Raw genomic sequence first — 25,010 nt, 5'->3', positions numbered from 1 at the left:
ATAAGAACAAGAACATCGCCTATGACCCTCAGCTTCGACCTGTCGGGCCCCACTGTGGAGCCCCGGGTTATCCGAAAGCAATACGCCATGGAAATGGCGGTCGAACGCACGCGCTTGTTGTATCAGGGCTCGCTGCTGCCCACGTTGTTCATGCTGATCAATGGTCTGGTCTGTGCCGGTCTGCTCTGGAGCCCGCAGCGCTACTTCCTGGTCAGCGTGTGGCTGGTCTGGTTGCTGTCGCTGGTGGCATTGCGGGTCATCCAGGTCGCCGCCTTTGATTCGGCCATTCCCAATCGTCAGGCCCAGCCCATTTGGCGACGAATGTTTTTGTTGGGCTCCGGCCTCACTGGCCTGACCCTGGCCGGTGCCGGCATCGCCCTGGTTCCCGCCGATAACTTCATTCAGCAAGCCTGGGTCTTCGGCCTCATAGGTGCCGCAGCGCTTTCGGCCAGCGTGGCTTATGCGGTCAGTTTGCCGGCCTTTCTGTCATTCACCTTGCCCTGCCTGTTGCCGGCCATCGCCTATATGTTTTGGGGCGGCGACGGGCAGCAGCAAGGCTGGGGCTGGTTCGGGCTGATCCTGCTCGGTGCATTGAGCGTGGTTGCCTGGCAGGTCAATCGATTGATCGATCGGGGCTTGATGCGACGCTTTCAGAACCAGGCACTGATCGAGCATCTACAGCAGGCGCAAAGCTGCAGTGATCAGCTCAATCAGAAGCTGGCCAAGGAGGTAGAGCAGCGCCGACGTGCCGAGGACGAGTTGCGAGAGATCCAGATCGACCTGGAAAACCGTGTCGCTCAGCGCAGCCTGGAGCTGGACGCCGCCAACCAGGCGCTGAGCAAGAGTGAGGCGCGTCTGGCGTTGGCATTGAAGGCCAGCGAGTTGGGGTTGTGGGACTGGAATCTGCAAACCGACGAAGTCCATCACACGCAGATTCAGGAATTGTTCGGCCTGGAGCCGGAACAGGTCACGGCAATACTGCGTCACCTCAAGCCGCGCCTTCACCCCGAGGATCTTCCGGCGCTGAAAAGGGCACTGGTCGAGCATTTGAAGGGCCGCACCGAGGACTATCAAATCGAGTATCGCGTGCGGCATGGCGACGGCCACTGGGTCTGGATCGAGGACCGCGGGCGGGCGGTCGAGCGTGCCGAAAACGGCCGGGTGATTCGCATGGTCGGTACTCGCCGCGACATCAGCGTCAGCAAAGGCCTGGAAGAGCAGCAGCAACTGGCGGCGACCGTGTTCGAGGCGGCCAGCGAAGGGATCGTGATTTTCGATCCGAACTATGCCCTGATCGCGATCAATCAAGCCTTCAGTAGGGTGACCGGCTATGACATTGAGGACATGATCGGGCGCAATGTCATTGAGTTGCCATGCAGTCGCGATGCGCGTCGGCATTACGCCGCAATACATCAGGCGCTGGAACAGCAAGGCAGCTGGCAAGGCGAATTGGTGGAAACGCGCAAGAGCGGCGAGATGTATCCGCAATGGCTGCAATTGAACGCCGTTCGCGATAGCCGGGGAAATGTCAGCCATATCGTGGGTTTCTTCGCGGATCTTTCTGCCCGTCGGGAATCCGAAGAGCGAATGCGCTATCTGACCCATTACGACGAACTTACCGGTCTGGCCAACCGCTCGATGTTCCGCGAACGACTCAACGAAGCTCATCAACGAGTGCGGCAGGGTGGCTATCGCAACCTGGCCTTGCTGCACATCAATCTTGATCGGTTCAAGCAACTCAACGACAGCCTGGGGCATGAAGTTGCCGACCAGTTGTTGCAGAAAATGGCCCGGCGACTGGTGAATGCATTGCCTGAAGCAGACACCATCGCACGCCTTTCTGGTGACGAGTTTGCCGTGCTGTTCAACTCCTACGGCAACCTTTCCAGCCTGGCCAGGGTGGCGACTCGTCTGGCTAACAAGTTGCGTTTGCCGGTGACCATTGAAGGGCATGAACTGGTGGTCAGCGTGTCGATGGGCATCAGCTTGTTGCCAGACAGCGCCCGGGAAATTTCCGCGTTGGTCAGTCAATCGAACATGGCCATGCAGCACGCAAAACATTTGGGCGGCAACAACTTCCAGTTCTACACCGACAGCCTGCAAGCCAGCACGCTGGAGCGCTTGCAGCTGGAAAACCAGTTGCGCAAAGCCATCGAAGAGAAGCAGTTGAAGGTGTTCTACCAACCCAAGCTGTGCCTCGCCACGGGCAAGCTGAACGCTGCCGAGGCGCTGGTGCGTTGGGATCACCCCACCATGGGCCGCGTGCCGCCGGGGGATTTCATCGGCCTGGCTGAAGAAACCGGATTGATCGGCCCGATCGGTGAGTTCGTGCTGCGTCAGGCCTGCTGGCAGGCCTGTGAGTGGCAGCGGCAGGGGCTCGAAGCGATTCGGGTGTCGGTCAATCTGTCGGTGCATCAATTGCGACAGGGCAAGTTGGTCAGCCTGGTGCGCCAGGTGCTGGAAGAAGCCGGGCTGGCGCCGCACTTCCTAGAGCTGGAGTTGACCGAAAGCCAGTTGCTGGACAGCGTCGAGCACATCATCGCGACTTTCCAGCAGTTGCGTGATCTCGGGGTGAAACTGGCCATTGACGATTTTGGCACTGGTTACTCCTCCCTGAGCTACCTCAAGCGTATCCCGGTGGATTACGTGAAGATCGACCAGGCCTTTATCCGTGGGTTAGGAGAGGGTACCGAGGATGCGGCGATCACTCGGGCGATCATTGCCATGGCCCATGGTTTGTCGTTGAAAGTCGTCGCGGAAGGCGTGGAACACCAGGAGCAACTTGAGTTTCTCAAGCGTGAGCGCTGCGATGAGGTGCAAGGCTATCTGATCAGTCGGCCGGTAGAGGCGCAAGACCTGGCGGGCCAGTTGCGAGGGCAGGGCGCGGATTGACTGAGAATGCTTCCCGTCAGGCCTTTTGGCGGTCTGACGGGAAGTTTGCAGCAGGTAATTCTTTAATCGGTGATCAGTACTTCATCAATGTGGTGCAGTAGCTTTCCTTCGAAGAAAATACTGACGCCAGTAACATTTGATTCACCGGCTACCCGGTATTCGACAAACCTTTCGGTTAATGCTGGAAGTGAAATTCCGCCGGTGTCTTCAATTTTCAGGTCTAGACGTAAATCATTAGATTTGTCCTGCACTTCGCTCAGCACCAGCTTGGCCGTAATGCCAGAGTTGACAACGGTCACGGTACCGGAAGCACGAAAGAAAGCGGCGCCAGGCATGCGGTTAATTTGGGCGGCCCAGTCTTTGGTTGTAATGTTCATTGTATGTAACTCCTGTAATTAACATAATTGCGTCCTGCCTATTTAATATACCCATCTTTATTTAATTTGTGGGTGGCGATAGTTGACTTGTTTGTAAGTTGATGTGGGCTGTGTGTTATTGATGAGATAACTAATGTTGACACTTGTACGGGGAGGCTCATTTTTGTCGCAACGTCAAAAGGCGAGCGTCGGTGAGCAACTGGAACGCTGGCGATGAGCGCTACATGGAGCGCGCGTGCCTGAATGCCGAGGGATGTGGTTACGCATTGAGCAGGCAAAAAGCCGATTCATGTAGTATAACTACAAGCGTGCTACATCCCCGGCACCTGCCAATAACAAAGAGTCCAGCCCTTTGAATCTGCTGCAACACATCGCCCAGTCTCGCCACCTGTTACGCAAGTCGGAGCTCAAGGTCGCCGACCATGTGCTGCTTGATCCTGCGGCCGTGATGCACAGCTCCATGGCCGACCTGGCCCACAGCGTGGGCATCAGCGAGCCGACCATCGTGCGTTTTTGCCGTGCCATCGGTTGCTCCGGTTTCCAGGACCTGAAGCTGAAGCTGGCCCAGAGCTTGGCGGCGGGCGCGAGTTTCGGCCAGTTTGCGATCCATGAGGATGATTCGGTCGCCGACTACAGCCTGAAAATCTTCGACACCACCCTGCATACGCTGATGGAGGTTCGCGAGAAACTCGATCCGCTGGAATTGCAGCGGGCGGTGACGCTGATGTCCCAAGCCCAGCGCGTCGAGTTCTACGGCTTCGGCGCCTCGGGTGCGGTCGCGGCGGACGCCCAGCACAAGTTCTTCCGCTTGCTGCTCACCGCTGCAGCGTATTCCGACCCGCACATGCAGGCGATGTCGGCCGTGACATTGAAGCCGACTGACGTGGCCATCTGCATTTCCCAGTCCGGGCGTTCCAAGGACCTGCTGATCACCGCTAACCTGGTGCGTGAAAGCGGCGCTTCGTTGATCACTTTGTGTCCGAGCCAGACGCCATTGGCCGAGCTGTCGACGGTCAACCTGGCGATCGATGTGCATGAAGACACCGAAATCTATACGCCGCTGACCTCGCGTATCGCTCACCTGGTGGTGATCGACGTGTTGGCGATGGGCGTGGCCATGGCCCGCGGCCCGAGCCTGGTCAATCACCTCAAGAGCGTCAAACGCAGCCTGCGCAGTTTGCGGTTGTCGCCCAAGTCAGTGAAAGCGCTGGACGATTGATCCTGGCCTGAGCTTGCTCCCACAGGGTTCAGCGCTGTAAATGCAATTTGTGCAGCGCTCGAGATCTACTGTGGGAGCGAGCTTGCTCGCGATGGCGGCCTCGAATACACCGTAATTTTCATCAGTCTGTAACCCCCGAGCCGCCAAACCGTCATCCCGCGCGCCTATCTTGAAACTCCCGTACTCGCCTTGGGAGACTCGAAATGGCCATGCCCTACGAAGAACGCAACAGCGCTGTCAAAACCCGTCGTCAGCAAGAAGATCAGCGCCGCATGGAATTCCGCCGCGCCATTGAAGATCGCTGCGAACGCCGTCAGCTTCTGGCCGAAATTGGCGATTTTCCGGAGTTGGAACTCAACTTCTGGCAGGCATCTCCCTCGACTTCCCGTCGAAACGCTCAACCAGCGCGCTGATCTGAATGCGTTCGCTACGGATAAACGCCAGGAAGGCGTGAGCCACCGGTGACAGGCGTTTCGCCTTGGCCTGCACCAGGCACCAACTGCGAAACAGTGGCAGCTCTTCGACCGGTAGCTCGACCAGCCCACCAGTTGCCAGCTCAAGGTTCAGGGCGTGGCGCGTCAACAGCGCAACGCCCAGACCTGCCAGTACACATTCACGCTGAGCTTCGGCAGACGAGACTTCCTGAGTCTGGTTGAAATGCACGCGCTTCTCTTTGAAGTATTCTTCGCACGCAAGCCGCGTCCCGGAGCCTGGCTCGCGCAGCAGCAGTGTGTAGGGTTCAAGATCCTGCAAGCGTAGCGGCCCCATATGGCACAGCGGGTGATCCGGTGGCGCCACGGCGACGATCGGGTTGTTCAGGAACGGCAGGAATTCCAGGCCCATGTCCTGGGGCACCATGGACATGATCACCAGATCGTCGCGGTTGTCCGACAGGCGCCGAATGACTTGGCCGCGATTGACCACCGTCAGTTGCAGGTTCACTTCCGGGTGCTGGCGTTTGAATGCGGCAAACAAGTGCGGCACGAAATACTTGGCGCTGGATTCCACCGCCAGTTTCAGTTGCCCCTGCAGCGAGCCCTGCATGTCCGACAGCTGCATGTCGAGGTTTTCCAGGCGTCCGAAAATATCCCGACTGGCCCGCTGTAACGCTTCAGCCGCTTCGGTCATGTAGAGTTTTTTGCCGACATAATCGAACAAAGGCTGGCCAATCAACTCTTCAAGTTGACGAATCTGTAGGCTGACGGCAGGTTGTGTGAGCGACATTTCCTCGGCCGCACGGCTGTAGGAACGCAAATCACAGACTTCATTGAAGATCTGCAATTGCCGCAAAGTCATACGCATCAATGACTTACGCATTATCTGGTCACTCTCGTCGCTGGCTGATGAATCAACTATAAGTCTTTACTTATGCACGACCCAATTTTTATTCATTTTTGTTAATCCCTTGTGGGCGCTAGTGTGGACCTGCGACCAAACTGAAACATTTGGTCACTCGTCGACCTGGGTCTAGCAGGTCGTGGGTACCACCGGCTCAAGGGAAACTCCAAGTGATAACAAAGATCCTGATCGCCAACCGTGGTGAGATTGCCGTACGAATCGTACGTGCCTGCGCCGAAATGGGCATTCGCTCGGTCGCGATCTACTCCGACGCCGACCGTCATGCTTTGCACGTCAAGCGTGCGGACGAGGCCCACAGCATTGGTGCCGAGCCGCTGGCTGGTTACCTGAACCCGCGCAAGCTGGTGAACCTGGCTGTGGAAACCGGCTGCGATGCACTGCACCCCGGTTACGGATTCCTTTCGGAAAACGCCGAACTGGCAGAGATCTGCGCCGAGCGCGGGATCAAGTTCATCGGTCCATCGGCTGAGGTCATTCGCCGTATGGGCGACAAAACCGAAGCCCGCCGCAGCATGATCAAGGCCGGCGTCCCGGTGACCCCGGGCACCGAAGGCAACGTGTCGGGCATCGAAGAAGCCCTGACCGAAGGCGATCGCATCGGCTACCCGGTGATGCTCAAGGCCACTTCCGGTGGCGGCGGCCGCGGCATTCGTCGCTGCAACAGCCGCGAAGAACTCGAACAGGCTTTCCCTCGCGTGATTTCCGAAGCCACCAAGGCATTCGGTTCCGCGGAAGTGTTCCTGGAAAAATGTATCGTCAATCCGAAGCACATCGAAGCGCAGATTCTTGGCGACAGCTTCGGCAACGTGGTGCACCTGTTCGAGCGTGACTGCTCGATCCAGCGCCGCAACCAGAAGCTGATCGAGATCGCCCCGAGCCCGCAACTGACCCCGGAACAGCGCGCCTACATCGGCGACCTGTCGGTGCGTGCAGCCAAGGCCGTGGGTTACGAGAACGCCGGCACCGTGGAGTTCCTGCTCGCCGAGGGCGAGGTGTACTTCATGGAGATGAACACCCGGGTGCAGGTGGAACACACCATCACCGAAGAAATCACCGGCATCGACATTGTCCGTGAGCAGATTCGCATTGCGTCTGGCCTGCCGCTTTCGGTGAAACAGGAAGATATCCAGCACCGTGGTTTCGCCCTGCAATTCCGGATCAACGCCGAAGACCCGAAAAACAACTTCCTGCCGAGCTTCGGCAAGATCACCCGCTACTACGCCCCCGGCGGTCCCGGCGTGCGTACCGACACGGCGATCTATACCGGCTACACCATCCCACCGTTCTACGACTCCATGTGCCTGAAACTGGTGGTGTGGGCGCTGACCTGGGAAGAGGCGATGGACCGTGGCTTGCGCGCCCTGGACGACATGCGTCTGCAAGGGGTCAAGACTACCGCCGCGTATTACCAGGAAATCCTGCGCAACCCGGAATTCCGTAGCGGCCAGTTCAACACCAGCTTCGTTGAAAGCCACCCTGAACTGACCAACTACTCGATCAAGCGCAAACCCGAAGAGCTGGCCCTGGCCATCGCCGCCGCCATCGCCGCCCACGCAGGCCTGTGAGGAATAGAACAATGAGCAAACAAATCCACGTTACCGACACGATCCTGCGCGACGCCCACCAATCGCTGCTCGCGACCCGCATGCGCACCGAAGACATGCTGCCGATTTGCGACAAGCTCGACAAAGTCGGCTACTGGTCGCTGGAATGCTGGGGCGGCGCGACATTCGACGCCTGCGTACGCTTCCTGAAAGAAGACCCGTGGGAGCGTCTGCGCCAACTGCGCGCCGCGCTGCCTAACACCCGCCTGCAAATGCTGTTGCGCGGCCAGAACCTGCTGGGCTACCGCCACTACAGCGACGACGTGGTCAAAGCTTTCGTCGCCAAGGCAGCGGTCAACGGCATCGACGTGTTCCGCATCTTCGACGCCATGAACGACGTGCGTAACCTGCGCGTGGCCATCGAAGCGGTAAAAGCCGCCGGCAAACACGCCCAGGGTACCATCGCCTACACCACCAGCCCGGTGCACACCATCGAGGCCTTCGTGAACCAGGCCAAGCAAATGGAAGCCATGGGTTGCGACTCGGTGGCGATCAAGGACATGGCCGGTTTGCTGACCCCATACGCCACCGGCGAGCTGGTCAAGGCTCTGAAAGCCGAGCAATCGCTGCCAGTGTTCATTCACTCGCACGACACCGCTGGCCTGGCCGCGATGTGCCAAATGAAGGCTATCGAAAACGGTGCCGACCACATCGATACCGCAATCTCCAGCTTCGCTTGGGGCACCAGCCACCCGGGCACCGAGTCGATGGTCGCAGCGCTTAAAGGCAGCGAGTTCGACACCGGCCTGAACCTGGAACTGCTGCAAGAGATCGGTCTGTATTTCTACGCTGTACGCAAGAAGTACCACCAGTTCGAAAGCGAATTCACCGCCGTTGACACCCGCGTTCAAGTCAACCAGGTGCCGGGCGGGATGATTTCCAACCTGGCCAACCAGTTGAAAGAGCAGGGCGCACTCAATCGCATGAACGAAGTGCTGGCCGAAATCCCGCGGGTTCGCGAAGACCTCGGCTTCCCGCCGCTGGTGACCCCGACCTCGCAGATCGTCGGCACCCAGGCGTTCTTCAACGTGTTGGCCGGCGAGCGCTACAAGACCATCACCAACGAAGTGAAGCTGTACCTGCAGGGCGGCTACGGCAAGGCGCCGGGCACCGTGAACGAACAACTGCGTCGCCAGGCCATCGGCAGCGAAGAAGTGATCGACGTGCGTCCGGCCGACCTGCTCAAGCCGGAAATGACCAAGCTGCGCGCCGATATCGGTGCACTGGCCAAGTCTGAAGAAGACGTGCTGACCTTCGCCATGTTCCCGGACATCGGGCGCAAGTTCCTTGAAGAGCGTGCTGCGGGCACCTTGACGCCGGAAGTGCTGTTGCCGATTCCTGAAGCCGGCGGCGTTGCCTCGGCTGGTGGTGAGGGCGTACCGACGGAGTTCGTCATCGACGTGCACGGCGAAACCTACCGCGTCGACATCACCGGTGTTGGCGTCAAGGCCGAAGGCAAGCGTCACTTCTACCTGTCCATCGACGGCATGCCGGAAGAAGTGGTGTTCGAGCCGCTCAACGAATTCGTCGGCGGCGGCAGCAGCAAGCGCAAGCAAGCCACTGCACCGGGTCATGTCAGCACCACCATGCCGGGCAACATCGTCGACGTGCTGGTCAAGGAAGGCGACGCCGTCAAGGCGGGTCAGGCAGTGTTGATCACCGAAGCGATGAAGATGGAAACCGAAGTCCAGGCGGCCATCGCCGGTAAAGTCACCGCCATTCACGTGGCCAAGGGCGACCGGGTCAACCCGGGCGAGATCCTGATCGAGATCGAAGGCTGAGTTAACAGCCTCGATACAACGCTTTAAACCTCGGGGGGGCATGTGCTCCCCTTTTTTTATCCATGGCAAAGCAAGAGCTTGCTTTTGATGCTTTTAGCCGCGGCACTCAACGAGGCTTTTCAACTGCCCCGACCCCGTCTGGTTCTCATCACTCAACCACTTCTCAAACCCGGCCCCAATCGCCGGCCATTCCGAATCCAGGATCGAGTACCACGCCGTATCGCGGTTCTGCCCCTTGACCACCATATGCTGGCGAAACACCCCCTCAAAACTGAAACCCAAACGCTCGGCCGCATATTTGGAGCGGTCGTTGGCGTTGTTGCATTTCCATTCCAGGCGACGGTAGCCGAGGGCGAAGGATTCCCTGGCCAGCAGGTAAACTGCCTCGGTGCTTTTCGGCGAGCGCTGCATCGGGGCACCGAAGGTGACGTGGCCGATCTCGATGCGGCCCTGGGCCGGGACGATGGACATCAGGCTGAGGATGCCCTGGACCTCGCCGCTGGCGCGATCGATCACGCTGAAGAAGTACGGGTCGCTATTGGCCGCGTGGTTGTTCAGCCAGTCGTTGAAGGCGCTGCGCTCCGGGAAGGGACCGTAGGGCAGGTAGTCCCAAAGTTTCGGGTCGGCGCCAGGGCCTTGCAGGGCTTTGAACAGGTCGTCGCCATGGCGCGCTGGATCGAGTTTTTCCAGGCGGATGTAACGGCCTTCGATCAGTTGAGTCGTGGGAGCCGGGACGCCTTTCCAGTCGGCGAGTGAAATCGACATGCTGTTCTCCTTGAACCTATATGGCTTTGCGAAATTGGATGAAACCAGGGCGTTCGGCGATGCGCTCGTAGAGCTGAATCGCGGTGGCGTTGGTTTCGTGGGTCAGCCAGTGCACCTTGTTGCAGCCGTCGGCCTTGGCCGTGGTGTAGACGAATTCGATCAACTGGCGGCCGACGCCAGTGCCACGGGTTTCCGGGACCACCAGCAAGTCTTGCAGGTAGCAGGAGTTTTCGATGGCCCAGTTCGAACGATGGTAGATGAAATGCACCATGCCCACCGCTTTGCCATCGGCCCAGGCGAGGGCAGCATGAGTCGTCTCGCTCGGGTCGAGCAAGCGCTGCCAGGTACTTTGGGTGACCGCTTCAGGCAGCTCGGTGTTGTAGAAGCGCAGATAGGCTTGCCACAGTGGCAGCCAGGCAGCGTGGTCGTCGGCAGTGACCTGGCGGATCTCGATCTGACTCATGTTCATTCCTTAACGCATCAAGTGAGCGAGGGCCTGGTCATGCGCGTCCGGGCTGGCGGCCAGTCCTTCGCGCACACCGGCGATATCAGCAGGGTTACGGTTCTGGCTGAGCTTGCGCTTGCCTTCAAGGCGTTCGATCGGCACGGCAAAACCGACGATGGCCTTGAGCATGCCGTCGATGTAGTCGGCGGGGGCATCGGCGACTTTCCATGGCTGGGCGCGGCCGGCCTCATGGCGATCGGTGAGGGTACTAACGATGTCGAGCAGCCGTCCGCCATCGCTGAATGTTTCGGCGCGGCCATAGGCGTGGACGGCGACGTAGTTCCAGGTCGGCACGACTTTGCCGTGCTCGGCCTTACTCGGGTAAAAGCCAGGGCTGACGTAGGCATCGGCACCGGAGAAAATCAGCAGGGCTTCAGCACCGTCGCGCAGGTCTTTCCACTGCGGATTGGCCTTGGCCAGATGCCCGTACAGCGTGCCGTTCGGACCCTGTTCGCGATGGAGCAATACCGGTACGTGGCTGGCTTGCAATCCGTGCTCGCCGTGAGTCACCAATATGGCGAGGCGAGTGGCGAGGATCAATTCGTGTAATTGGGACAAGTCATCGATGGCAAAGGCGCGTGGCGTGTACATGGAGAAATTTTCCTTGGCGAATGCCTGCATCCTAGGCAGGCTATTGGTCTGTTGTAAGAGCCATTAATGACCAATTTTATAGGTCCAATACCATGTCGAATTCTCAGTCGCTGTCCTTGTCGTTCAATCCTGCGGGGATTGAACTTGATCGCCGTCAGGGGCTGAGCCGCCAGCTCTATCAGGCGCTGCGCATCCGTGTGCTCGACGGTCGGCTCGCCAGTGGCACGCGTCTGCCGGCCAGTCGTGACCTGGCGGCGGCATTGGCGATTTCCCGCAACAGTGTGGTCCGTGCCTACGATCAGCTGTATGCGGAAGGCTTCATCGAGGGGCGGGTGGGCGACGGGACTTATGTCGCCCAATTGCCGCAAAGTGCATTACCGGCAGAAAAACTATCCACAAAAGTATCCACAGGGTTGTCAACAGGCTTACCCACAGCCTTATCCACAAATTGGCTGGATTTACCTGTTGATTCATCCAGCAAAGTTATCCACAGCGGCGCGTTGGGGCGGGTTGAAAAGAACCATTTGGCACTGCCGCCGAGTGGTCCGCCCCGCGCATTTCGGGTCGGTGTTCCGGCGTTCGATCTGTTTCCATTCGAGGTCTGGGCCAAGCTGAATGCGGCTTTCTGGCGCAAACCGGATCTGCAGCAGCTGTGTTATGGCGATCCGGCGGGCGATGCGCGCCTGCGCGGGATGATCGCCGCGTACTTGCGCAGTTCCCGTGGCATGCAGTGCACGGCTGAACAAATTGTGATCACCAGTGGCGCGCAGCAGGGGATCAGTCTTTGTGCACAGCTGCTGGTGGAGCCCGGTGACGGGGTGGCGATTGAAAATCCGGGGTATCGGGCGGCCGGTCATGCGTTCGCCGTGGCGGGTGCCCGGTTGCATGGAGTCGCGGTGGATAGCGAGGGTATCGACTGTGGCGCACTGGCACAGCTCGGCGATTGTCGTCTGACCTACGTCACACCGTCCCATCAGTACCCCACCGGGGTGGTGATGAGCCTGGCTCGCCGCCTGGAGTTGCTGGCCTGGGCCGAACGCACGCAGGGCTGGATCGTCGAGGATGACTATGATGGCGAGTACCGCTACAGCGGTGCGCCGCTGGCGCCTTTGGCGGCACTGGATCAGCAAGGCCGGGTGCTCTACGTCGGCACGTTCGGCAAAGTGGCGTTTCCGGCGTTGCGCCTGGGTTACCTGGTATTGCCGGCAGGGCTGGTGCAGGCGTTTGCCCAACGCCGTGCCGTGGACGTGCGCCATTCCGAGGTCAGTACCCAGGCGGTGATGGCCGAATTCATGGCGGCCGGGCACTTCCAGCGACATATCCGCCGCATGCGGCGTGCGGCATTGAGTCGGCGCAATACTTTGCTCAGCGGTTGGCCGCGGGATATTCCCGGTGTCGGCCAGTTACCCACGATTGCCGCCGGACTGCACATGACCGTGCCTGTCGAGAGCGTGGCGCGCGAGCGTGAGCTGATCGAACTGGCGAACAGCGTCGATGTCGAGATCAACGGTTTGAGCAGTTATTGGTTGCCGCAATCCACCCCCCCGATGGATCAACGCGCCGGTCTGGTGTTGGGCTTTGCCGCGGTACCCGAAAAGGCAATCGAGGCGGCGCTGCAACGGTTGCGGGCGGTGTGGCGTACCGGCTGAAGCGCGGGCAAAGAAAGACCTGCGTAAACGCAGGTCTAGATGATGACGGGAACGACGCGGTTATCAGGTGCCGGACTTGATCTTGGTCCAGGCCCGGGTCCGTGCACGTTCGGCATCGCGGGGCAATGGCTGCAGGGTGTAGAGCGTGCCCATCGCCGTGTCGGTCGGGTACAGGTTCGGGTTGTTGCGGATCGCCGGGTCGACCATTTCCGTGGCGTCCTTGTTCGGGTTCGGGTAGCCGACGAAGTCACTGACCGGCGCAATCACCTGGGGTTGCAGCAGGTAGTTGATGAAGGTGTAGGCGTCTTCCGGATTTTTCGCACCCTTGGGGATGGCGAGCATGTCGAACCAGATCGGCGCGCCTTCTTTCGGCAGGCGCATGTCGACGACCACACCGTTCTTGGCTTCCTTGGCGCGGTTGGCGGCTTGCGAGAAGCTGCCGGAATAACCGACTGCGACGCAGATGTCACCGTTGGCAATGTCGGCCATGTACTTGGACGAGTGGAAGTAGGTGATGTACGGACGGATCTTCATCAGTAGCGCTTCAGCCTTGTCGTAGTCCGCAGGCTTTTTGCTGTTGGGGTCCAGGCCAAGGTGTTGCAGGGCCAGCGGCAGGATCTCCGACGGCGAGTCGAGAAGAGCGACGCCGCACTGCTTGAGCTTGCTGATGTTCTCTTCCTTGAAGATCAGGTCCCAGCTGTCCACTGGTGCGTTGTCGCCGAGCACGGCCTTGACCTTGTCCGGGTTGAAGCCAATCAGGATGGTTCCGTACATGTACGGCACGGCGAATTTGTTGCCCGGGTCGTTGGCCTCGATCAGCTTCATCAGCTTGGGGTCGAGGTGGTTCCAGTTCGGCAGTTTGCTGCGGTCCAGGGGCTGGAATACGCCCGCTTCGATCTGCTTGGCGAGGAACACGTTGGACGGCACCACCACATCGTAGCCGGAGTTGCCGGTCAGCAGTTTGGCTTCCAGCGCTTCGTTGGTGTCGAAGATGTCGTAGACCAGTTTGGTCTGAGTGTTCTGCGCTTTGAAGTCTTCCAGGGCCTTGGGGGTGATGTAGTCGAACCAGTTGTAGACGCGCAACGTTCGTTCTTCAGCGTGCACGGCACCACTGAGCACTATTGCACTCAGGGCAGGCACGATAAAACGCTTGAGCCTTTTCATTGTTCTAATTCCTCATCGAGCGCTTTCAAAACCTTCGAGAACGTTCACGGCGTTGATGCCGATTTCTTCGACCGCGTAACCGCCTTCCATCACGAAAAGCGTCGGCACGCCGAGCTTCGCGATGCGCTTGCCCATGGCCAGGTAGTCCGGGCTGTCGAGCTTGAATTGCGAGATCGGGTCGTCCTTGAAGGTATCGACGCCCAGGGACACGACGATGATGTCGGCACCGTAGTTTTCGATCTCCTTGCAGGCCTGTTCCAGTGCAGCACTCCAGGTGTCCCAGCCGCTGCCGGCGGGCAATGGGTAGTTGAAGTTGAAACCTTCACCGGCGCCTTCGCCCAGTTCATCTTCATAGCCGAGGAAGAACGGAAATTCGGCTTCCGGATGACCATGAATCGAAGTGAACAGCACGTCGCTGCGTTCGTAGAAAATCGATTGGGTGCCGTTGCCGTGGTGGTAATCGACATCGAGGATCGCGACCTTTTTGTGGCCCTGATCGAGGAATGCCTGGGTGGCGATGGCGGCGTTGTTGAGGTAGCAATAACCGCCCATCAAGTCGCCAGCGGCGTGGTGTCCCGGTGGACGGCAGAGGGCGAAGGCGCTGTGGGCGCCGCGTTGAATCTCTGCTTGGGCGGTCAATGCCACTTGCGCCGCGCTGTACGCCGCTTGCCAGGTGCCGGCGGTGATCGGCGCGCCGCCGTCGAAGCTGTAATAGCCGAGTTGACCGTGCAGGCTAGTCGGTTTGATCTGGCGCAAGGTACGGGCGGGCCAGGTGTAGGGCAGCAAGTCACCGTCAGTGTTGAACTCGGTCCAGCGGGCCCAGGCGCCTTTGAAGAAGTCGAGGTAGTCGCGGCTGTGAATGCGCTCGATCGGCCCGAGGCCGAAATCCTTCGGCGCTTCGACCGGGCCCAGGTTTTGTTTCTGCACCCGTGCCAGCACATGATCGGCCCGGGATGGCATCTCGAAGCAGGGCTTGAGTTGTCCGTCGATAAGTTCGCAACGGCCGTGGTGCAGGTGGTGATCGTCCGAGTAGATCGTCAGCATTTTCTTGTTCTCCGCAGGCTGGTTCGGTTGCACACAGTCTTGCGGTGCAGACGGTTTAGGAGAACGGCAGGAAAGGCCAAAAGGGGATCGAAATGGCCAAAACATTTGACCGAAATTCGCCCCTTACTTGCACGGCTGAGTTCCAGGTGAGTACATGAAATGTTAAACCTGTGGGAGCGGGCTTGCCCGCGAAAGCGGTGTTCCAGCCAATGGAGATGTATCAGTTGTACTGGCCTCTTCGCGGGCAAGCCCGCTCCCACAGGGTTAGCCGTGTGGCCTGAACTGACTCGGCGCCACACCACTCCAGCGTACAAAGGCATGGCGAAAACTCGCGGTCTCGCTGAAGCCCAACGCTTCGGCAATCTGATAGATCGGCAATTGATCCTCGCAAAGCATTTGCTTGGCCTGCTCAAAGCGCAGTTCGTCGAGCAGCTCCTGATAGCTGCAACCCATGTCCTTGAGATGCCGGCGCAAGGTCCGCGCCGAACAGTTCATTTGCTCGGCCAGCCCCTCCAGCCCCGGCGCCGCATTCAATTGCGCGCTGAGCAATTGGCGGATCCGTCCCAGCCACGCCTGGCGCCCGGTGAACTCGATGTTCTGTTTGCGGCAGCGTTCGGCCATGGCTTGATGGGTGATGACATCGGCCAGCGGCAGTGGCTGGTCGAGCCAGCGCTTGTCGAAGGCGAAGGCATTGTTACGCGCGCCGAAGTGCAAAGGGCAGTTGAAGTGTTCGGCGTAGCTTGATTCGTAGTCGGGCGCGGCATGTTCGAAGCGTGCGCCGAGCAAGGGCAGGGGATGGCCGAGCAGGTCGTCGCAGGTGACCTTCAGTGACACCAGGCAGAATTCCGCGTTGAACACCGCCATGGCCGGGCTCTCGCGGTAATCGGCGGCGGCGAACCAGATGCGCTCGCCATCGTCTTCCAGGCTCAACTCGAAAAGTGTTCCCAGCAGCGCCGGATAACGCATCGCCAGACGCAAAGCGTCACCGAAGGTGGCACTGGTGAGCAGGGCGTAACCGAGCATGCCGTAGCAGGAAACGTGCATCCGCCGGCCCAGTTCCAGGCCGATGTCACGCTTGAGGGCAACCGCGTTGGCACAGACCTGCATCTCCTGATTGGTGGTGATGCGCGTGTCGGCACGGTTCAGATCCGCCGCACTGATGCCGCTACCGGCCAGCAGCGCTTCGCTGGACAAGCCTTCGACCTTGAAGGCGTCGAGTACCAGGGAGACCGCGTTGAGCGTGGTGAGGTGGGAGTGGAGCATAAGGACTTCCAGCCTTGGGATACTGGAATGCGGAGCAAGTTGTATGCCGGACGAGCAAGACTGGTGATGTCCCAGTGGGAGCGAGCTTGCTCGCGATGGCGTCTGGTCAGTCCACACAAATGTGGAATGAACTACCGCTATCGCGAGCAAGCCCGCTCCCACAGGTTTTGTGTTTTGTCAGCTCAGCTCGCCGCAAAGGTCGAGTTCAACGAGTTGACGGACTTCTTGCGGATCAAGCCCCGCACCCAGCAACCCATGCAACTTGCCAAACGCCGCCTCACGGGTCATGCCGCCACCGGACAACACCCCAACGCCACGCAAGCGACTGCCAGCCTCGTACACGTCCAGCTCGACACCGCCTTCATGGCACTGCGTCACCGCGACCACCACCACGCCATTGTCGCGCGCACGGCCGAGGCTGGCGAGAAACCCGGGGTTGTCACTCGGCCCGGTGCCGCTGCCGTAACACTCCAGTACCAGGCCCTGAATGCCGCTGTCGAGCAAACCATCCAGCACCTCGGCGCTGATGCCGGGAAACAGCGGCAGCACCGCGACGTTGGCCAATTGCCTGGTCTGGTTGTAGTTCAGCTGCGACGCAACCGAAGTCGCCTTCACTCCGCCACCCTGACGCTCCAGGCGCTTGAACGGATGACGGCCAAAACTGCGTACCTTCGCGCAACGGGTCGGGTCCAGCAGTTCGCCGTGGAAGTAAAGATGCACGCCCGGCGCCAGGCCTTGGCCCAGGGCGACCAGTGCGCCACTGAGGTTTTCCCAGGCATCGCTGTCGGTCACACCGGCCGGCAACATCGAGCCGGTGAAGCACACGCGGGCATGCAGGCCGAGCAACTGGAAGCTCATGGCGGCGGCGCTGTAGGCCAGAGTGTCGGTGCCATGCAGGATCAGCACGCTGTCGCAGCCCTGCACATCCACAGCGTCGACTACCGCTTCACGCAGTTGCTGCCAATACGCAGGAGTCATGTTCGCGCTGTCGATCAGCGGTGACATCTCACGAAAGCGCCACTGCGGCACCACCAGCTCGGGTTGGCTGTGCAGGTAGTCACGCATCCGTGCTTCGAAACCGGACGCCGGGGCCAGGCCATGGGCGCTGGCCTGCATGCCGATGGTGCCGCCGGTGTAGAGCACCATGACGTGCTGGGCGGCAGGATAGGTCGACAAATTCATGAAGATTCTCCGAGAGGAAGAGTTCCTGTGGGAGCGAGCTTGCTCGCGATAGCGGTATGTCAGACATCGCTATGTTGACTGACAGTGCGCCATCGCGAGCAAGCTCGCTCCCACAGTTTTTCGAACTTTAACTGACGGGCGCGCGAGATGCGCCCGTCATTCACCTGTCAGCGTTGCGCTGCGGGTACACCTTGCGGCTCAACTTCTGTCTTGCCGGCAGCGGCAGGGGGATTGGCCGGCCAGGCTTGGCGATCCAGATCCAGATCCGGGAATCTGGCGGAGTCGAACACCGGGGTCTTGATCCCGGCGGCGCGCTGGTCATCGTAGTCACGCAGGATGCGCATGCCGACCTTGAACAGCAGGAACAGCGCGATCAGGTTGACGAACGCGAGCATGGTCATGGTGATGTCGGCGAAGGCGAACACGGTGCCGAGGTTTTCGATGGCACCCCAGAAAATCAGCACTAGTACCAGCGCGCGATAGCCCATCAGCGCCTTGCGGTTTTCGCCGATCAAAAAGCGCAGGTTGCTCTCGCCCAGATAGTAGTTGTAGAGGATCGAGGTGAACACGAACAACGCCAAGGCCACGGAGATGAACATCCGGCCCCAGTCACCGACCACGGCGGCCAGCGAGTTCTGGGTCAGGGCAATGCCGTCGCCCTCGAAGCCCGGGGTGTAAAAACCGGAGAGCAGGATCAGCAACGCGGTGCAGGTGCAGATCACGAAGGTATCGAGGAACACGCTGAACGCTTGAACCACGCCTTGCGCCACCGGGTGTTCGACCGCCGCCACCGCCGCCACGTTCGGCGCACTGCCCAGGCCCGCTTCGTTGGCGAACACGCCGCGCTTCACACCCATGATGATGGCGCTGCCAATCAGGCCACCGAAGGCCTGGTCGAGACCGAAGGCGCTTTTGACGATGGTCATCAGCATGCCCGGCACCTGGTCGAACTGCAGCACGATCACGTAGATGGTCACGCCGATGTACACCAGGGTTTTCACCGGCACCAACAGGTCGGCGACCTTGGCGATGCGCTTGATCCCGCCAATGAACACCAGGCCCAACAACACGGCCAGGCCGATGCCGGTGTAGGTGGTGTCGAGGCCAAACGCGTTGTTCAGCGAGTGGGTCACAGCATGGGATTGCAGGCCGTTGAAGGCGAAGCCGAAAGTGATCAACAGCAGGAACGCCATGATCATTCCCAGCCAGCGTTTTTGCAGGCCGTACTGGATGTAATAAGACGGGCCGCCACGAAACTGGCCTTCGGAATCGCAGCGCTTGTAGAGCTGGCCGAGGGAGCATTCGAAGAAGCTGCTGGACATGCCGACCAGTGCGGTCACCCACATCCAGAACACGGCACCGGGGCCGCCGAGGGTCACGGCGATGCCGACACCGGCGATGTTGCCCGCACCGACACGGCCAGCGAGGCTGAGCATCAGGGCCTGAAACGAACTGAGTTGTCCGGCGCTGCTTTTGAGGCTGTCGCGGAACACCGCGAACATGTGGAAGAAATGACGCAATTGAACGAAACGCGAGCGGATCGTGAAGTAGCTACCGAGCCCGACAATGAGCACGATCAGTACTTTCCCTGAGAGGAAGTCGTTAATGACTTCGAGCATGGATTATTCCTCGCTGTTTTTTGTGTAGGCAAATGTTGGCCGGACAGACACATCGAGTTACACCCCTTGGCGCACGGCACAACGGGCGGTACGAAGTTCGTCCCGGTTTCATATCGCGGGTTTGTTATTAGTTCGGGTTTCGCATGGGTTGTGGCCTCGCTACCGACGACCGCTCATGCGAAGAGGGGCGGCACTATACCGATGACGGTGCCGTCCGTCTGCACGGTTGTGGTGCAAGCGGAGAAACGAAGCCTTTGAAACACCTGACATTTTTGCTGTCAGGCTATGTGGGAGCTGCTCTTGGTGGGAGCGGGCTTGCTCGCGAAAGCGGTCTATCAGACACATCATTGTTGAATGTGCCGCCGCCTTCGCGGACAAGCCCGCTCCCACATTGGTAAGTCCCCAGACATACGGTTCTCAGGATCAAACAGTTAAAAAAAAGGGCCTGGAGATTGATCTCCAAGCCCTCAAAAGGTGAGAGGTGTCTAGTCCCTCGACCTGGTGAGCGGTGCTACAAGTAACGCGTCGGGTTATGCCTTCAGTGGCACCAGGCGCGGAGCAATCATGTTTTCCGGGCGCAGGATGTCGGCGAGCATGGCTTCGTCGAGCAGGCCTTCTTCGCGCACCAGTTCCAGCACGCCGCGGCCGCTTTCGAGGGCGATACGGGCGATGCGGGTGGCGTTTTTGTAGCCGATGTACGGGTTCAGTGCGGTGACCAGACCGATCGAGTGTTCGACCAGTTCACGGCAGCGTGCTTCGTTGGCGGTGATGCCGACGATGCAGTGCTCGCGCAGCATGTCCATGGCGCGTTGCAGCAGGCGGATCGAGTCGAGGATCTTGAAAGCGATCAGCGGTTCCATCACGTTCAGTTGCAGCTGGCCGCCTTCGGCCGCCATGGTCAGCGCCAGATCGTTACCGATGACCTGGAAGGCCACCTGGTTAACGGCTTCCGGAATAACCGGGTTGACCTTGCCTGGCATGATCGAGCTGCCTGGCTGACGCGCTGGCAGGTTGATTTCGTTGATGCCGGTGCGTGGGCCGCTGGACAGCAGGCGCAGGTCGTTGCAGATCTTCGACAGCTTGACCGCGGTACGCTTGAGCATGCCGGAGAACAGCACGAAGGCGCCCATGTCGGAGGTAGCTTCGATCAGGTCGGCGGCCGGAACCAGCGGCTGACCGCTGATCAGGGCCAGGCGCTGTACAGCCAAGGCCTGATAGCGCGGGTCGGCGTTGATGCCGGTGCCGATCGCGGTGCCGCCCAGGTTCACTTCAGTCAGCAGTTCCGGGGCCAGCGTCTTCAGACGGGCCAGGTCTTCGCCCATGGTGGTGGCGAAAGCACGGAATTCTTGACCCAGGGTCATCGGTACGGCGTCTTGCAACTGGGTACGACCCATCTTCAGGACGTGGTTGAATTCTTCACCCTTGGCCGCGAACGCCTGAATCAGGCTGTCGAGGCTGGCGAGCAGGGCATCGTGACCGAGCAACAGACCCAGACGGATCGCCGTCGGGTAGGCGTCGTTGGTCGACTGCGCCATGTTCACGTCGTCGTTCGGGTGCAGGTACTGGTATTCGCCTTTCTGGTGGCCCATGGCCTCCAGCGCGATGTTGGCGATCACTTCGTTGGCATTCATGTTGGTCGAAGTGCCAGCGCCGCCTTGAATCATGTCCACCACGAACTCTTCGTGGAAGTCGCCGCGGATCAAACGTGCACAGGCTTCGCTGATGGCAGCGTGCTTGGCTTCGCTCAGGTGACCCAACTCACGGTTGGCGTCAGCGGCGGCCTGTTTGACCATGGCCAGACCGACAACCAGTTTCGGGTAGTGCGAAATCGGAACGCCCGAAAGGCGGAAGTTATTCACCGCTCGCAGGGTCTGGATACCGTAATACGCTTGAGCCGGTACTTCGAGGGCGCCAAGCAGGTCATTTTCTGTGCGGAATGATGCAGCGGAGGACATGATAGAAATCATCTCAATATGGACCCGGTCTGTGCCGGAACGCTGTGAATGCTAGGCTTGTGCGAAATTTTGGGCCAATGCTGTTAAACACTAGCCTATGCACATTCGGCATAATGCCCGTGTGACGCCGCGTTGACGGCAAGCGTGCGACCTAAATTGGTGCGTGTCCGGGAGGACGTGATGAATCTGGAAAGTAAATGGCTTGAGGACTTCAGTGCCCTGGCCGCCACCCGAAGCTTCTCCCAGGCCGCGGAACGACGCTTCGTGACCCAACCGGCGTTTAGCCGGCGCATCCGTAGCCTCGAAGCCGCATTGGGGCTGACCTTGGTCAACCGCTCGCGCACGCCGGTCGAGCTGACAGCGGCAGGGCAGTTGTTTCTGGTCACCGCGCGAACCGTGGTCGAACAGCTTGGCGAGGTGCTGCGCCATCTCCATCACCTGGAAGGCGGGCAAGGCGAGGTGATGCAGGTCGCCGCTGCTCACTCATTGGCACTGGGTTTTTTCCCGCGCTGGATCGCGCAATTGCGCAACGAGGGCTTGAACATCGCAACGCGACTGGTCGCGACCAACGTTGGTGACGCCGTGCATGCCTTGCGTGAAGGCGGCTGCGATCTGATGCTGGCGTTCTACGACCCGGACGCGGCGATGCAGATGGACCCGGAAATTTTCCCGTCGCTGCACCTTGGCCACACCGAAATGCTGCCGGTCTGCGCGGCGGACGCCGACGGCAAACCGCTGTTCGATCTGGAAGGCGAAGGCAGCGTACCGCTGCTGGCGTATAGCGCCGGTGCGTTTCTCGGGCGTTCGGTGAATGGTTTGTTGCGCCAGCGTCAACTGCGGTTTACCACGATCTACGAAACCGCCATGGCCGACAGCCTCAAGAGCATGGCTCTGGAAGGCCTCGGTATCGCCTGGGTGCCGCAGCTAAGCGTGCGCGCTGAACTGGCACGCGGTGAACTGGTGGTTTGCGGCGGTGCGCAATGGCATGTGCCGCTGGAGATCCGCTTGTATCGCTGCGCACTGGTACGCAAGGCCAACGTGCGGTTGTTGTGGCGCAAGCTGGAAGGTGGTGCGGCACAGGGCACGACCGGTTCCTGAAACCGATGAAAACCCAATGAGGGAGCGGGCTTGCTCGCGAAGAGGCCGGTACATTCAACATCGATGTTGATTGAACCACCGCTTTCGCGAGCAAGCCCGCTCCCACAGGAAATTCGAGGTGTATTCCATTGACCTTCAAGTCAATAAAATCGGGGCTTTGCGGCAGATGACAGATGGTCGCAACGGGGGCTGTTTATTGGCTTCATTGAGGTATACTGCGCGGCCTTCGGCCGGTTACGACTGGCCATAATTCGTACAATCAAGCCACGCATCCTGCGTGGCTTGTTGTTTTTTGATGCGCCTGCGGGCGCCCAGAGAGAAGAGGCACGACGATGAGTGCACTGGTTGGCGTGATCATGGGCTCCAAGTCCGATTGGTCCACCCTTAGCCACACCGCCGATATGCTGGAAAAGCTCGGCATCCCCTACGAGGTGAAAGTGGTTTCTGCCCACCGCACCCCGGACCTGCTGTTCCAGTACGCCGAAGAGGCCGAGGCACGAGGCATCGAGGTGATCATCGCCGGTGCTGGCGGCGCGGCCCACTTGCCAGGCATGTGTGCAGCCAAGACCCACTTGCCGGTGCTGGGCGTACCCGTTCAGTCCGCAATGCTCTCGGGCGTTGATTCGCTGCTCTCCATTGTGCAGATGCCTGCGGGCATTCCTGTTGCCACCCTGGCCATCGGCAAGGCCGGCGCGATCAACGCCGCGCTGTTGTCGGCGAGTATCCTGGGCGCCAAGCACCCACAGTTCCACGCGGTGCTGAAAACCTTCCGTGCTGAGCAGACAGACAGCGTCCTGGAAAATCCAGACCCACGCATCGCCTGAGGTTGTTGACGATGAAGATCGGTGTAATCGGTGGCGGCCAGTTGGGTCGCATGTTGGCGCTGGCGGGCACTCCGCTGGGCATGAACTTCGCTTTTCTGGACCCGGCGCCGGATGCTTGCGCAGCCGCATTGGGCGAACACCTGCGCGCCGATTACGGCGATCAGGATCACCTGCGTCAGCTGGCCGATGAAGTCGATCTGGTGACCTTCGAGTTCGAAAGCGTCCCGGCCGAGACCGTCGCGTTCCTCTCGCAATTCGTGCCGGTCTACCCGAGCGCCGAAGCCCTGCGCATCGCCCGCGATCGCTGGTTCGAGAAGAGCATGTTCAAGGACCTGGGGATTCCTACCCCGGCGTTCGCTGACATCCAGTCCCAGGCCGATCTGGACGCCGCCGTGGCTTCCATCGGTCTGCCGGCGGTGCTGAAGACCCGTACCCTGGGTTACGACGGCAAGGGTCAGAAAGTCCTGCGCACCCCTCAAGATGTGGTCGGCACCTTCGCCGAGCTGGGCAGCGTGGCCTGCCTGCTGGAAGGCTTCGTGCCATTCACCGGTGAAGTCTCGCTGATTGCCGTGCGTGCCCGCGACGGTGAAACCCGCTTCTATCCGCTGGTGCACAACACCCACGACAGCGGCATCCTCAAGCTGTCCGTGGCCAGCACCGATCACCCGTTGCAAGCCCTGGCCGAAGATTACTCCAGCCGTGTGCTCAAGCAGCTGGATTACGTCGGCGTGATGGCGTTCGAATTCTTCGAAGTCGACGGTGGGCTCAAGGCCAACGAAATCGCCCCGCGCGTGCACAACTCCGGGCACTGGACCACCGAGGGCACCGAGTGCAGCCAATTCGAAAACCACCTGCGGGCCGTTGCCGGTCTGCCGCTGGGTTCGACCGCCAAGGTCGGCGAAAGCGCGATGCTCAACTTCATCGGTAAAGTGCCGGACGCCGAGAAAGTCCTGGCCATCGCCGATTGCCATTTGCATCACTACGGCAAGGCGTTCAAGGTCGGCCGCAAGGTCGGGCACGCCAACCTGCGTTGTGCAGACCGCGAGACGCTGGCTGCGCAGATCCTCAAGGTCGAAGCGCTCATCGCCGAATAGTTTCATGTGGCAGCGGCGGAACCATTCAGGGACCGCCGTTCTCTCATGGCAGGATGCCAAAGTCTGGCTAGGCTATAGCCAATCAATCAGAGGGAAATGCCATGGGAATTATCGGAACCATCTTTATCGGCTTGATCGTCGGCCTGCTGGCGCGGTTCCTGAAACCGGGCGATGACAGCATGGGCTGGATCATGACAATCCTGCTCGGTATCGGCGGTTCGCTGGCGGCCACTTACGGCGGTCAAGCCCTGGGTATCTATCAGGCCGGCCAGGGCGCAGGCTTCATCGGTGCGCTGGTGGGTGCCATTGTGTTGCTGGTGATCTACGGGCTGGTCAAAAAGAACTGATCCAGGCGACAAAGCCCTCTCCGCCAAACCGGTCGGGAGGGCTAGAATGCTCGGCGTTTCCTGTTCTTCCCTTTACCGAGCACCTTCATGCGCCGTCTTTTGTTGACTCTTGTTTTATTGGGTTCTGGCCTTGCCCATGCCGGCGAACTGCCGGAAACCGACTGGCTCGAATTGATGCCCAAGTCGGACCAGAAAGCCCTCGAGGCCATGCCCGAAATCGACCACAACTCCCCCGAAGCCAATGGCACTTTCACCGACAAGGGTGGGATGAAGCAGGCCAAAGGCTTGCCGGCGGTGATGTACTCGACCAAGACCGTTGCGTCGATGAACGACAAGAGCATCCGCATTGGCGGTTACCCGGTGCCTCTGGAGTCCGACGCCCAAGGCCGCAGTACGTTGTTCTTCCTGGTGCCGTACCCGGGCGCCTGCATTCACGTACCGCCACCACCGCCCAACCAACTGGTGCTGGTGCGCTATCCAAAGGGTCTGAAGCTGAACGATATCTACACGCCGCTGTGGGTCACCGGCACGCTGAAAATCGAGAAGGTCAGCAATGACCTGGCCGATGCGGCGTATGCGCTGGATGCGCAGAAGGTGCGGGTGGTGAAAGAGTCGGATTTGTAAGGACAGCACCAAACCAATGTGGGAGCGAGCTTGCTCGCGATGAGGCCATAACAT

The 25,010-nt window shown here is 60.0% G+C and carries 22 protein-coding genes; 11 read left to right on the top strand and 11 right to left on the bottom strand.

Annotated features, from left to right (window positions below; genetic code table 11):
* Positions 1 to 21: 21 nt before the first annotated feature.
* Positions 22 to 2,892, top strand: coding sequence for a putative bifunctional diguanylate cyclase/phosphodiesterase (locus PMI29_RS21325; RefSeq protein ID WP_007995849.1), 2,871 nt, complete (start codon positions 22 to 24; stop codon positions 2,890 to 2,892).
* Positions 2,893 to 2,954: 62 nt separating this feature from the next.
* Here the strand turns inward: PMI29_RS21325 and PMI29_RS21330 are convergent, their stop codons facing one another.
* Positions 2,955 to 3,269: a hypothetical protein gene (locus tag PMI29_RS21330; protein WP_007995847.1), complete on the bottom strand. Its 315-nt coding sequence runs from the start codon at positions 3,267 to 3,269 to the stop codon at positions 2,955 to 2,957.
* A gap of 352 nt (positions 3,270 to 3,621) precedes the next feature.
* Between PMI29_RS21330 and hexR the strand changes: the two genes are divergently transcribed.
* Positions 3,622 to 4,488: a transcriptional regulator HexR gene (gene hexR / locus PMI29_RS21335; RefSeq protein ID WP_007954250.1), complete on the top strand. Its 867-nt coding sequence runs from the start codon at positions 3,622 to 3,624 to the stop codon at positions 4,486 to 4,488.
* Between the two features lie 203 nt (positions 4,489 to 4,691).
* Positions 4,692 to 4,901, top strand: coding sequence for a PA3496 family putative envelope integrity protein (locus tag PMI29_RS30940; RefSeq protein WP_007971698.1), 210 nt, complete (start codon positions 4,692 to 4,694; stop codon positions 4,899 to 4,901).
* Here PMI29_RS30940 and PMI29_RS21340 read toward each other — a convergent pair.
* A complete protein-coding gene (locus PMI29_RS21340; RefSeq protein ID WP_007995845.1) occupies positions 4,843 to 5,805 on the bottom strand; it encodes a LysR family transcriptional regulator in 963 nt (320 codons plus the stop codon). The genes PMI29_RS30940 and PMI29_RS21340 overlap by 59 nt on opposite strands.
* Before the next feature lie 191 nt (positions 5,806 to 5,996).
* Between PMI29_RS21340 and PMI29_RS21345 the strand changes: the two genes are divergently transcribed.
* The gene (locus PMI29_RS21345) at positions 5,997 to 7,412 is read left to right on the top strand and encodes an acetyl-CoA carboxylase biotin carboxylase subunit (protein ID WP_007971702.1); all 1,416 of its coding nucleotides are present in this window, start codon (positions 5,997 to 5,999) and stop codon (positions 7,410 to 7,412) included.
* Between the two features lie 11 nt (positions 7,413 to 7,423).
* A complete protein-coding gene (oadA, locus tag PMI29_RS21350) occupies positions 7,424 to 9,232 on the top strand; it encodes a sodium-extruding oxaloacetate decarboxylase subunit alpha (RefSeq protein ID WP_007995843.1) in 1,809 nt (602 codons plus the stop codon).
* Positions 9,233 to 9,325: 93 nt separating this feature from the next.
* Here the strand turns inward: oadA and PMI29_RS21355 are convergent, their stop codons facing one another.
* The 3 genes from PMI29_RS21355 to PMI29_RS21365 are packed head-to-tail and all read right to left on the bottom strand — an operon-like array spanning position 9,326 to position 11,093.
* A complete protein-coding gene (locus tag PMI29_RS21355) occupies positions 9,326 to 9,997 on the bottom strand; it encodes a GNAT family N-acetyltransferase (RefSeq protein WP_007995840.1) in 672 nt (223 codons plus the stop codon).
* A 16-nt stretch (positions 9,998 to 10,013) separates the two neighbouring features.
* Positions 10,014 to 10,460 carry a GNAT family N-acetyltransferase gene (locus tag PMI29_RS21360; RefSeq protein ID WP_007995838.1) on the bottom strand — a complete coding sequence of 149 codons (447 nt, stop codon included), beginning with the start codon at positions 10,458 to 10,460 and terminating at the stop codon, positions 10,014 to 10,016.
* 9 nt (positions 10,461 to 10,469) lie between these two features.
* The gene (locus tag PMI29_RS21365; protein ID WP_007995836.1) at positions 10,470 to 11,093 is read right to left on the bottom strand and encodes an FMN-binding negative transcriptional regulator; all 624 of its coding nucleotides are present in this window, start codon (positions 11,091 to 11,093) and stop codon (positions 10,470 to 10,472) included.
* Positions 11,094 to 11,185: 92 nt separating this feature from the next.
* Between PMI29_RS21365 and pdxR the strand changes: the two genes are divergently transcribed.
* The gene (gene pdxR / locus PMI29_RS21370) at positions 11,186 to 12,742 is read left to right on the top strand and encodes a MocR-like pyridoxine biosynthesis transcription factor PdxR (RefSeq protein WP_007995835.1); all 1,557 of its coding nucleotides are present in this window, start codon (positions 11,186 to 11,188) and stop codon (positions 12,740 to 12,742) included.
* Positions 12,743 to 12,805: 63 nt separating this feature from the next.
* Here pdxR and PMI29_RS21375 read toward each other — a convergent pair whose 3' ends face one another.
* From PMI29_RS21375 to aspA, 6 genes are all read right to left on the bottom strand, one after another.
* Entirely contained in the window at positions 12,806 to 13,906 is a 1,101-nt protein-coding gene (locus PMI29_RS21375; protein ID WP_007995834.1) for a polyamine ABC transporter substrate-binding protein, read from the bottom strand.
* A 12-nt stretch (positions 13,907 to 13,918) separates the two neighbouring features.
* Positions 13,919 to 14,950, bottom strand: coding sequence for a histone deacetylase family protein (locus tag PMI29_RS21380; protein ID WP_007995833.1), 1,032 nt, complete (start codon positions 14,948 to 14,950; stop codon positions 13,919 to 13,921).
* Between the two features lie 264 nt (positions 14,951 to 15,214).
* Positions 15,215 to 16,213, bottom strand: a complete 999-nt coding sequence (locus tag PMI29_RS21385; protein ID WP_007995831.1) for an AraC family transcriptional regulator — start codon at positions 16,211 to 16,213, stop codon at positions 15,215 to 15,217.
* A gap of 177 nt (positions 16,214 to 16,390) precedes the next feature.
* Positions 16,391 to 17,395: an asparaginase gene (locus tag PMI29_RS21390; RefSeq protein ID WP_007995830.1), complete on the bottom strand. Its 1,005-nt coding sequence runs from the start codon at positions 17,393 to 17,395 to the stop codon at positions 16,391 to 16,393.
* A 167-nt stretch (positions 17,396 to 17,562) separates the two neighbouring features.
* A complete protein-coding gene (locus PMI29_RS21395; protein WP_007995829.1) occupies positions 17,563 to 19,014 on the bottom strand; it encodes an alanine/glycine:cation symporter family protein in 1,452 nt (483 codons plus the stop codon).
* Between the two features lie 530 nt (positions 19,015 to 19,544).
* Entirely contained in the window at positions 19,545 to 20,969 is a 1,425-nt protein-coding gene (gene aspA, locus PMI29_RS21400; protein WP_003229645.1) for an aspartate ammonia-lyase, read from the bottom strand.
* Positions 20,970 to 21,149: 180 nt separating this feature from the next.
* On the opposite strand from aspA, the gene PMI29_RS21405 reads away from it, so the two are divergent.
* From PMI29_RS21405 to PMI29_RS21425, 5 genes are all read left to right on the top strand, one after another.
* Entirely contained in the window at positions 21,150 to 22,067 is a 918-nt protein-coding gene (locus PMI29_RS21405; RefSeq protein ID WP_007992826.1) for a LysR substrate-binding domain-containing protein, read from the top strand.
* Positions 22,068 to 22,399: 332 nt separating this feature from the next.
* Complete coding sequence (purE, locus tag PMI29_RS21410) at positions 22,400 to 22,891, top strand: 5-(carboxyamino)imidazole ribonucleotide mutase (protein ID WP_007971731.1); 492 nt, start codon at positions 22,400 to 22,402, stop codon at positions 22,889 to 22,891.
* 11 nt (positions 22,892 to 22,902) lie between these two features.
* Complete coding sequence (locus PMI29_RS21415) at positions 22,903 to 23,985, top strand: 5-(carboxyamino)imidazole ribonucleotide synthase (protein WP_007995828.1); 1,083 nt, start codon at positions 22,903 to 22,905, stop codon at positions 23,983 to 23,985.
* A gap of 101 nt (positions 23,986 to 24,086) precedes the next feature.
* Entirely contained in the window at positions 24,087 to 24,332 is a 246-nt protein-coding gene (locus PMI29_RS21420) for a GlsB/YeaQ/YmgE family stress response membrane protein (RefSeq protein WP_007995826.1), read from the top strand.
* An 87-nt stretch (positions 24,333 to 24,419) separates the two neighbouring features.
* On the top strand, positions 24,420 to 24,956 hold the full coding sequence (locus PMI29_RS21425) for a DUF3299 domain-containing protein (RefSeq protein WP_007995821.1): 537 nt from the start codon (positions 24,420 to 24,422) through the stop codon (positions 24,954 to 24,956).
* Positions 24,957 to 25,010: the final 54 nt, after the last annotated feature.

Source organism: Pseudomonas sp. GM49 (genome assembly GCF_000282355.1).
Taxonomy (GTDB): domain Bacteria; phylum Pseudomonadota; class Gammaproteobacteria; order Pseudomonadales; family Pseudomonadaceae; genus Aquipseudomonas.
This window is presented reverse-complemented; position numbering and strand designations above follow the sequence as displayed.